Source organism: Vreelandella rituensis, assembly GCF_003336665.1.
In the GTDB taxonomy this organism is placed as follows: Bacteria; Pseudomonadota; Gammaproteobacteria; order Pseudomonadales; family Halomonadaceae; genus Vreelandella; species Vreelandella rituensis.
Map to the genome: position 1 here is coordinate 1 of NZ_QPIJ01000084.1, position 10113 is coordinate 10113.

The following is a 10113-nucleotide window of genomic DNA, read 5'->3' on the forward strand; positions in this document are numbered from 1 at the left end:
CCAATCGCCGATACAGCGCCAGCGTATCCGCCAGAGCGGTCTGTTGGTCGGCACTGGTGACGTGTAGCGCCAGGGAGTCGGAACGGATGATCGGCATAAGAAAACTATATATCCAACCAGTTATAAGAACAAGCAAGCAAAGGCCAGGCGCCCGTCACAATGTTGCCGTGCCAGACTCTGAAGAATATCGGCCATGGCGCCGAAGCCCTCGTAGGAAATGCTAAGCGCCAGATCATTCTAATGCGGATCGAACCCCGTCAGCATCTCTTGCAGGCGCTTGTCCATACGTCGGGAAAGCGCCATGACTGTCTGGCTGATGTGCCAGTACGCGGTCATCGTAAAAAACCAGAACCCCGCTCATTTCATCCACTTTGCCTCCTTTTAAGAGCTAACCCTCTTTCATAAAGCTTGCGATATCTCCATAAAATACTAATAGTCTAGCCAATGAGTGTAATTAACACGGCTACGAACACTGGCTTCCGCTTGTTCTTCCCAGCTATGCTGATAAACAAACGTCTGTAACCTGAAAAACTGAGGGTTTCCTTACTTCCTTGATGAGACTTTAGGGGATCGCAGCCTTGCCAATTCCGCGTTTCATTAGCAGTGCCTTCCATGGGTGTGCAGACATCGAAGGCTTCGACGCCTTGGCCGAGCTTGCATTAGACCTACGTTCTTCCTGGAACCATGCCACGGATCGGATATGGCGGACTCTTAACCCGGAACATTGGGAGCTGACTCACAACCCTTGGGTCGTGTTGCAGACAGTCTCCCGACAAACCCTTGAAAGGCTACTCGCCTCACCAGATTTCCGTCAGGAAGTGGAAGATCTTCTCCAAGCCCGGCGACATGCCTCGGTATTACCGTCTTGGTTCCAAAATACATATTCACACGAGGCGTTGGGCACCGTTGCTTACTTCTGCATGGAGTTTATGCTCAGTGAAGCCTTGCCGATCTATTCCGGCGGGTTGGGCAATGTGGCAGGCGATCAACTGAAGGCAGCCAGTGACATGGGCGTGCCGTTGATCGGTATCGGTCTGTTGTATCAACAAGGCTATTTTCGCCAGTTCATTGACCAGTACGGGAGACAGCAAGCGCTGTTCCCATATAACGACCCGGGGCAACTGCCTATTGTTCCTTTACGATTTGCCGACGGCGAATGGGTGCGTATAAAGGTCGAATTGCCGGCGTATTCCGTCTGGCTGCGTGCGTGGGAGGCTCAAGTCGGGCGCGTGAAGCTCTATTTACTGGATAGCAACGATGCCGCCAACGTCCCGGTACACCGTGGCATCACCAGCGACCTCTATGGTGGTGGACACGAACTGAGACTGCAGCAGGAAATACTGCTAGGTATCGGGGGCTGGCGACTGTTGATGGCCCTGGATATCGAGCCAGAGATCTGTCACCTGAACGAAGGGCATGCTGCTTTTGCCGTGCTTGAGCGGGCGGCGCAGTTCATGCACACCTATGCCTTGCCATTTGACGCTGCCTTGGACATCACCCGCGCGGGCAACCTCTTTACGACTCATACTGCAGTAGCGGCAGGTTTCGATCGCTTCGAGCCCAGCCTAATCCGGCAATACCTGACGACCTATGCCGAGCAAACGCTGGGCATACCTGTGGAGTCGCTTCTGGCGATGGGAAGACAAACCCCGGAAGACCCGCATGAACCTTTCACGACAGCCTATCTTGCGATACGCGGCAGTGGCGCGGTAAACGGTGTGAGTCGCTTGCATGCCCGTGTTAGCCGCCACCTGTTCGCCCCGCTCTTTCCCCGTTGGCCCATTCACGAAGTGCCGATTGGTCATGTCACCAACGGCATTCATATGCCGAGTTGGGACTCGGTTTCGGCCGATGAATTGTGGACCAATGTCTGCGGTCATGATCGCTGGCACGGTGCAGCGGAAGGTATCGGTGAGCCGATCCGTCAGGTACCTCTTGCCCGGCTGTGGCAACTCCGGCTAGCCGCGAGTACGACGCTGGTCGAATATATCCGTGAGCGGCTGTCTCGTCAGTTGGCAGCGTCCGGCTCGCCTCACCATGCTATTGAAGGGGCAAAACGCATTTTTGATCCGGGCACCTTGACTTTGGGCTTTGCCCGCCGCTTCGCTGAATACAAACGACCCAACCTGCTTTTGCATGACCCAGAGCGACTGTTCAGGTTACTGAATGATTCTGAAAGGCCGGTACAGCTCGTTATTGCTGGCAAGGCACACCCCGCAGACTTGACCGGCCAAGCCATGATCCAGGCATGGCTTCGCTTCATTCAGCATCCTGACGCAGTAGACCGCGTCGTATTCCTGAGCGATTATGATATGCAGGTTGCCGAACAGTTGGTTCAAGGTATAGATGTCTGGATCAACACACCACGCCGGCCGTGGGAGGCTAGTGGCACCAGCGGCATGAAGGTTCTGGTGAATGGCGGCCTGAATCTTTCGGTTCTGGATGGCTGGTGGGCGGAAGCTTTCTCCCCTGAAGTGGGCTGGGCGATAGGCGACGGCCTGGAGCATGAAAATTACGCTGCCTGGGATGCTGCCGAAGCAAGGGATTTGTATGCGCGACTTGAGCGGGAAATTATCCCGGAATTCTATGACCGTGACGAATCGGGCATTCCCTGTGCCTGGGTCAGTCGCATGCGGGAAAGCATGGCTACACTGACGACACAGTATTCTACCAACCGTTCGCTACGCGAATATGTTGAAAAGTATTATCTTTCCGCAGCCACTTCCTTGCGCCATCGCGTCGCCGAGTGTCAATGTGGTGCCTACCAGCACGGGATACGACAGGACCGTCCAGTCTTGGATGTGCGTCGCTGGGCGGGCGTACATTTCGGTGCCTCATCAGCATATACACGCGATCGTCAGATTCGTTTCGAAGTCGAAGTTTATCTGGGGGATATAGCTGTCGATGCTGCGCAAGTCGAACTATATGCAGAGGGGGTGGCAAGTAGCGAACCGGAAATTATTCCCATGCAATGTCTCCGCCAATTGGCAAACGCAGCCAACGGTTATGTCTATCAAGGCGTAGTTGAGACAACCCGACCCAAAACAGACTATACGGCACGAGTGATTCCACACCATTATGGCAGAGCCATCCCTCTCGAAAACCAGAATATTGTCTGGCAGCGATAAGAGCACCCAATTCTGCGGTGTAAGGAAAGCCAATACCGACAAGACTTGATCTGGCAACAGTTTCCCGGACACACAGGCCTCCGAGCCATGAGATCCATCCGCCGCCATAGCGCCACTCTCGAAATAAAAACAGAGAAAAGGGTGGATTAAGCGTCAAGTTGACGCTGTCTCATAGTTTTCAGTAGACATCCTCCAGATACCGCCCCTCGGCTCTGAGCGCTTCCACATCGGTTGCCAAGGGTTTGAGAATGTCTTCGATGACTTGCTTTACTCCCTCTGCCATATCCCGGCCACCACAGACCAGAATCTGAGCGCCCTTATCGACCATCTGGCGTACAGCGATCTGATCCTGCCTGAGCTTATCCTGAACATAGGCATGCTCTTCGGATCGAGAGAACGCCGTATTCAGCCCGGTCAGCCGATGGTCGTCAAGGTAGCGCCCCAGCTCGGGTTGATAGAGAAAATCCGATTGCGAATTGCGCCCACCCCAATACAGGTACATCGGGTTACGTTCGGTATTTTTCCGGATAAAACCGGTCAATGGGCCAATGCCTGCACCCGCGCCGATCAGTATCACAGGGTTGCTGCCAGTAGCTGGCCGGAACTCGGGGTTATGGCGAATAAAGCCATTGATACAGTCCCCCGGCTTAAGCCCGTGAAGATAACCGGAGCACAAGCCACCCGGCTGTTTGCGGACGCATATCTCCAGTACTCCGTCGGTAACAGAGGATGCCAGCGAGTAGAACCGCGCGGCCTGCCCGTGCGGAGGCATGACGCCCAGCAAGTCGCCCGCTTCGAATAGTGGTAGCGTTTTGGCTTGGGAGAGAAACTGCGGCCATCGGCCCTGCTCTGCCACCTTGAAACGCAGGATACTAGTAGGTGCCTGTATCGCGACCCCGTAATCCGCCCGCTCTACCAGCTCCAGCTTTACCGTGGACAGCGGCAGCGGATCATAGGTCAGCGCAAGCGGTGTCCCGATAAACTCACTGATCTTGTCTCCCCACTCGCTGAATTGCGAAGAGGAACACCGATCGATCAGCTCGATGGGATGCAGACGGCTCAGCCCTTTGTTGGCGAGTGCCGCATCCACATTCAACGCAAACTGACAGAAGTTCGAGAACTGCCGATCACCAAAACCCAGCACCGCGTATTGCAGAGTCTTGTAGCTCCGGAAATCACGGAGCCTGGCCATAAACCGTCGGGCGGACGCCGGCGCGTCGCCGTCGCCATAGGTCGAGGTCAGTATAAAAAGCCTGGATACCTGCGGATAACTGTCAGCCAATGCGTTCATCTCGCTGCAATGCACCCGAAACCCTGCCTTGTTCAGCTTGGTATGGAGCTCCCGGGCAAACCCCCAGGTGGTATTACCTTCGGAACCGACAAGGATTATAGCATCCGCCTGATATGCCTCGGCATTGTCCGGTAGCTGCTCTGACGACCGGCGGCGCTGCCACCAGATGCTTATCCCAGTCATCGAGAGCACCGGCACGGTCAGCGCCGCAGCGCCAAGAATCAGGCCCAGCCACCACAGGCCCTCACCGGTATGCAAACTGACCATCCATTGCTGGAACACGCTGCCTGTAGCCCGGGGCTGAAATTTCAGCAACTCACCGGTTGCCGGGTCAACAAATCCGGAACCGCTGCTGGTTGTCAGGGAATAGACATCCTGAGGGTCGTCAGGATAAGGAAATACCAGTTCCCGCAATTCCCTGAGGTCAACATCCATGAGAGCGCTGAGTGTTGCCACCGGAGCCGGTTGCCCACCAGCGACCTCAGCAGGAAACGTCGGCCCGGTTTCGAAAGTTTCGGGCAGCAAACCAAAACGCTGGGCTGACATATAACTGCCGGTCAAAGCTGACAGCAGCAGCCCGAGAACCGCAAATCGGGCCAGTTCAGAATGAATCTGTTTGCTGCCGGTACCAGCGAGCGGTCGTATCAATGCCTTCCAGCCACCGGTGCGACGGACCAGCAGCAGAATTCCGGAGATACAGAGAAGCAGCATCACGGCGGCCATCACTCCGGCCAGCAGTCGGCCTGCATCATTAAGTAGAAACGAACGATGCAGATCCTTGATCCAGCTGAAAAAAGCCGATGGCTCATAGGGCGCAATGCCCTCGCCAGTCAGGGGGTTGACCAGGTCAGCCCCGGGCTGGCCGTCACGGTTGTGATAGACGATCACTCCACCGGAAGGGCCACGCACAACCTGTTCGGTTCCCGGGTAATGGGCCACGACCCGACCTGCCAGCTCCGCCACACTCACCTCGCCGACGGCCGGGATCACCGCGACCACCCTGTCCATTGCGGGCGCCAGGGACAGAACAGCACCGGTGGTGGCAAGCGTTATCAAGAACAGCGCCGCCAGCAGTCCAGATAATCCGTGCAATTGTCGCAACATCACCTAAGCTCCTGCACCAGTCGGTCAAAAATCGTAGCGAAATGAGTGAACGTAACCACGCCCGGTTATCGGCTGGCCAGATCCTTCGCTGGTCAGTGGTACGGCGATATCCGCCCGATGATCCCGCATGTCTTCAACCGCGGTATCGACACGGATCTCGTAGCCGTTGTCGATCAGGGCATCATCCAGGTCCAGGGTGATTTTCAGGGTACGCCCGCTGGTGATACTCGCTCCGGTCAGGCCATCGTACTCCGTCGGATTCAGCCCGCTGCCACGTGCCCAGCCACTCAGATGCTTGTAGTATTTGGATTTTTTACCCGCAACCCAGAGAGTTCCCTGATATTTCCCGGAAGCATCCGTAAGATAAAGCGCCAGGTAGGCGCCATCGCCACCGTAATTACTCAGCTCGGTCGTAAAAGTCACTTCACGTGGCTGGGCAAAAGCAGGCATGGCCAGTGCAGTGGTCAGTCCTAAGCCTAGGCCAATCGCCAACAAGATCTTTTTCATACGATTTCTCCTGATAAAGGTGGGCAACAAAAAGCGCTACCGGTTATTCCACGGTGACGCTGGGGCGACCACTGACGATGCCATTACTCTGCGCTGCCGGTTGAATACTGTTCTGAGCACCTTCACGTTTGTCGCTGTCATGGCGGTAACGATCGTCATCGTCGTCATCATCTTCTCGCTCCAGTTCCATCAACATGAGTGATGCTGGGGAGTAAGATGCTTCAGCGCGGAAGTCCTGTGGGGCCACGCCTTTTACCTCATAACAACCGTCATCCACCTTGATGCGGTAAACCGTCCAGCCTTCAGCTTCGAGTTTCTGGCGCAGGTTCTCCCGGGGCTGCCAATTGGCCACCGGATCATCACAATCATCATCTGCCAACAACGGAGTACTCAGACACAATAAAGCGAGGCCTAAAATCAAGGGGTTGGTTTTCATGGGATGTCTCCTGTTGAATCCACAATGGATACTCTATGAGGTTTACCTGACACTGGCCTGAACGCGCCCCCTAACCAACGAAGACCAGGATCAACGTAGATCAGCGAAACTGGAAAGCCTCTTTATGAAATCGCGTCAGACGGAAAGGCGCAGCCCGCAATCCCTGTTCGATTGCCCGCCCCAGCCCTGCCGGGCCGCAAAACCATACTTCTGCGCCTGCTGTTGAACGCCCACCGATAGACAGCTTTTCTGCCGAGAGCGCCTCACCCTTACTGCTGTCATGAATCTGCAGATTAATGCCGTCAAAGCCCTGGCAAAGCTCACGGAGCCTTTCCACCATGGGGTCCTGCTCGGCATTTCGGGTACAGTAGTAAAGGTCTGCCTCCGGCGCCGTGACCGTGTTGGTGCCAATGGCGTCAAGCCAGGCGAGGAACGGCGTTACACCGATGCCGCCGGCAATCCAGACCTGATGGGACTTGCGGTTTCTTCGATTGAAATCAAAGCGGCCGTAGGGACCCTCAACCGTCACCGGTTGCCCTACCCTGATTTTATGGCTGAGATTACGGGTGAAGTCCCCGAGCGATTTAATGAGGAATGTGACGGTGCCACTGCCCCGATCAGCACTGGCAATGGTGAACGGATGAGCACCTTCCAGGGCATTAAAGGTCACGAGCGCAAACTGGCCTGCACGGTGTCCGCGCCATGCTGGCCCCAGATGGCAGGTAACCTCGGTGACATCCTGAGCTGGAGTGTTGATTGCAGTGATCGTGCCTCGAACCTGGTGGCGACGGCCAACTCTGCCCGTCAGGGAAAGCCCGCTGGCAATGCTTCCTCCGAGGAGCAGGACGGCCATTAGCATGCCAATCGGCTGCTGCCACCATTGCAACGGAGTGAGCCACGCCGCATGGAAAGCCAGCAAGAGGTAAAGGGCGGGCATCACCCGGTGCAGGTAGCGCCAGTATTTGTAGGGGAACTTGCGCCACAGGGTTATCAGCAACATGGCAAACAGTAAATAAATGGCGAACTCGCCAACGTCTTCGGCGGCGTCGCGCATGGTGTCGATAAACCCGGAATAATGCGGCTCACCCGCTTCGCCGAAAATCGACTCGATGACGTCATCACCCATTTCGATCAGCCAGTGGGCAGCGGCGAATACCACCGCCAGAATGCCGGCCCATTTATGAGTGCGATAGATCTGGTCCAGTCCGCCCAGTGGTCGTTCCAGCCAGGCGGGGCGCAACGCCAGCATCATGGCCAGTGACATCAACGCGATGGCTAGCCAGCCGCTGAGCAACAGGCTCTGATCATAGACCGCCCAAAGGGAACCGGCCCCCGGGCCTGCGGCAAGACTCCAGGCCCAGAGGCCGGAAACCAGCACAATGAAAGGTAAAATCATCCGGATCATGACGTCTCCTCCGATCGGCACCTGGAATGGTTGGAGTGAGGCTAACGTCCAAACCTGACAGCCACCTGAAGGTCAGCCATTCAGGCTGCTGTCAGGTCCTGGCTGTAGTATGTTTAATTGACGGATGGATAAGAGGTGAACTATGCGGGTACTGTTGGTCGAGGATACAACGGGGCTTGGTGAGGCGGTGCGGGACCAGATCAGCGATGACGGCCATGCAGTAGACTGGGTGCAAACCCTGGGTTTTGCCGAAACCAGTATTCAGACCACCGCCTACGATCTGATTCTGCTCGATTTGATACTGCCGGACGGGCATGGCTTTGGCTTTTTGAGAAAGCTGAGAACTTCCGGAAACACGACACCTGTCATCATCCTTACCGCCAGGGATCAGGTGTCTGACCGGATTGAAGGACTCAACGCCGGCGCCGACGACTATCTGGTAAAACCCTTTGATCTTTCCGAGCTGTCAGCCCGTGTGGCCGCGGTAGCCCGTCGGTATCGGGGTAATCCGAGCCCGCTGATACGCGTGGGTGATCTTGAGGTCGATCTTGGGGATCACCGCATCCGTCGCGACGGCCAACCGATAGAACTTACTGCCCGGGAGTGGGCACTGTTCGAGGGCTTCATCCAACGGCCTGGAACGTTATTATCGCGATCGCAGCTGGAGGATCGTCTTTACGCCTTCGGGGCAGAAATCGAAAGCAACACCATTGAGGTTTATGTCAGCCGTTTGCGTAAAAAACTGGGGCGCGATGCCATCCTAACTGTCAGGGGCATGGGCTATCGCCTGGAAACACATGACCACTAGAACCAGCTTACAGAGCCGCCTGGGCATCGGCCTCACCCTCGGCGTCACTCTGCTCTGGCTGTTAGGCGTTACCGCTTCCGGACTGGTTGCACAGCACGAAATGAATGAGGTATTCGACAGTGCCCTGGAAGAAACCGCGCAACGTATTCTGCCGCTGGCCGTCACCGACATCCTGAACCGGGAAAATGGCACCGGGAACCAAACGACCCCTGCCATGAAAGACCATGACGAGTACCTCACTTACCTGGTCCGGGACCAACAAGGCAACCTCCTGCTCCAGTCCCACGATGCCGACCCCCGGGTGTTTGGCACCTTACCTAAGGAAGGGTTTTTAACCACCTCGACGCACAGGATATACGGCGCATCCGCCGTCAGTGACACCCTTTATATTGAAGTAGCTGAACCTCTAGCTCACCGACGCGAAGCAGCACTGGAAGCGGGTCTGGCGTTGCTGATGCCATTGATCTTCTTGATTCCGATCAGCCTGCTGGGGGTCTGGTGGATTGTCCGGTTTTCCCTGCGCACAGTGGTCGAATTCCAGCAGTCGATAGAATCCCGGGGCGCTGGAGATCTCTCCCCCGTTGTGGGGGATCGGTTACCAAAAGAATTCGAGCCGGTCTCCGTTGCCGTCAACCGGTTGCTGGAACGCTTGCACCGCGCCCTTGACACAGAGCGGAGTTTTACCGCCAACAGCGCCCATGAATTGCGGACACCCCTGGCAACAGCGCTTGCCAAAGTGCAGCGACTAAAAACCCAGGTACAAAGTAATCAGCTGAAGACAAATGTTGCCGAGATTGAGGAAGCGCTGCGCAGCCTGTCGATACTGTCTGGAAAACTGCTCGAACTGGCGAAAGCCGAAGGCGGCGGCGCCATATCACAGAATCAGCACAACCTTGTGCCAATACTGGCGATGATCATCGCTGATTTTGAAGGTCAGGTGCCAGAACGGATTATCCTGACCCTGCCCGAGCGTGAGGTGAACTCCTTCCTGGATCCCGATGCCTTCGCCATCCTGGCCCGTAACCTGATTGAGAATGCCGTCAAACATGGCTCCCAAAACCAGCCGGTGGAGGTCAACCTGAGCGCTAACGGTACCTTACGGGTATGCAATGGCGGTAAAGTCGTGCCGGCGGATCAGCTCGCCCTGCTACGCAACCGCTTTGCACGCTCAAAAACCGATGCAAACGGCTCCGGCCTGGGCCTGGCCATTGCCGAAGCCATCGCCACAGGGGCCAACATACGCTTACATCTACTCTCACCTGCAACCGGCAGGCAAGATGGCTTTGAAGCAGTACTTAATTTGGTAGACGCTCGTTGACATCCTCCCCCACCTTCAGCGCTAGCGCGCTTGTGGAAGGGGATTCCCTGGTCGTTACCTCCCAGGTTCCTGCTTCGCTGTCCGTCGCCTCAATGCCTTGGCATTGCCGGTCTTAC

7 protein-coding genes are annotated in these 10113 nt (G+C 56.2%); 3 read left to right on the plus strand and 4 right to left on the minus strand.

Annotation, left to right across the window (positions count from 1 at the left end; genetic code table 11):
* The first annotated feature begins 578 nt into the window (after positions 1–578).
* Complete coding sequence (glgP, locus tag DU506_RS19705; protein ID WP_114488570.1) at positions 579–3128, plus strand: alpha-glucan family phosphorylase; 2550 nt, start codon at positions 579–581, stop codon at positions 3126–3128.
* A gap of 178 nt (positions 3129–3306) precedes the next feature.
* Here glgP and DU506_RS19710 read toward each other — a convergent pair whose 3' ends face one another.
* The 4 genes from DU506_RS19710 to DU506_RS19725 all read right to left on the minus strand — a co-directional run bounded on the left by DU506_RS19710 (position 3307) and on the right by DU506_RS19725 (position 7871).
* On the minus strand, positions 3307–5523 hold the full coding sequence (locus DU506_RS19710; RefSeq protein WP_114488571.1) for a PepSY domain-containing protein: 2217 nt from the start codon (positions 5521–5523) through the stop codon (positions 3307–3309).
* A 24-nt stretch (positions 5524–5547) separates the two neighbouring features.
* On the minus strand, positions 5548–6030 hold the full coding sequence (locus DU506_RS19715; protein ID WP_114488572.1) for a DUF2271 domain-containing protein: 483 nt from the start codon (positions 6028–6030) through the stop codon (positions 5548–5550).
* Positions 6031–6073: 43 nt separating this feature from the next.
* Positions 6074–6466, minus strand: a complete 393-nt coding sequence (locus DU506_RS19720; protein ID WP_114488573.1) for a PepSY domain-containing protein — start codon at positions 6464–6466, stop codon at positions 6074–6076.
* A gap of 100 nt (positions 6467–6566) precedes the next feature.
* On the minus strand, positions 6567–7871 hold the full coding sequence (locus DU506_RS19725; protein ID WP_114488574.1) for a ferredoxin reductase family protein: 1305 nt from the start codon (positions 7869–7871) through the stop codon (positions 6567–6569).
* A 142-nt stretch (positions 7872–8013) separates the two neighbouring features.
* Between DU506_RS19725 and DU506_RS19730 the strand changes: the two genes are divergently transcribed.
* A complete protein-coding gene (locus DU506_RS19730; RefSeq protein WP_114488575.1) occupies positions 8014–8679 on the plus strand; it encodes a response regulator in 666 nt (221 codons plus the stop codon).
* Positions 8669–9997 (plus strand): ATP-binding protein, encoded by a 1329-nt coding sequence (locus DU506_RS19735; protein ID WP_114488576.1) that lies wholly within the window; start codon positions 8669–8671, stop codon positions 9995–9997. Before DU506_RS19730 ends, DU506_RS19735 begins: the two co-directional genes overlap by 11 nt.
* The last annotated feature ends 116 nt before the right edge of the window (positions 9998–10113 follow it).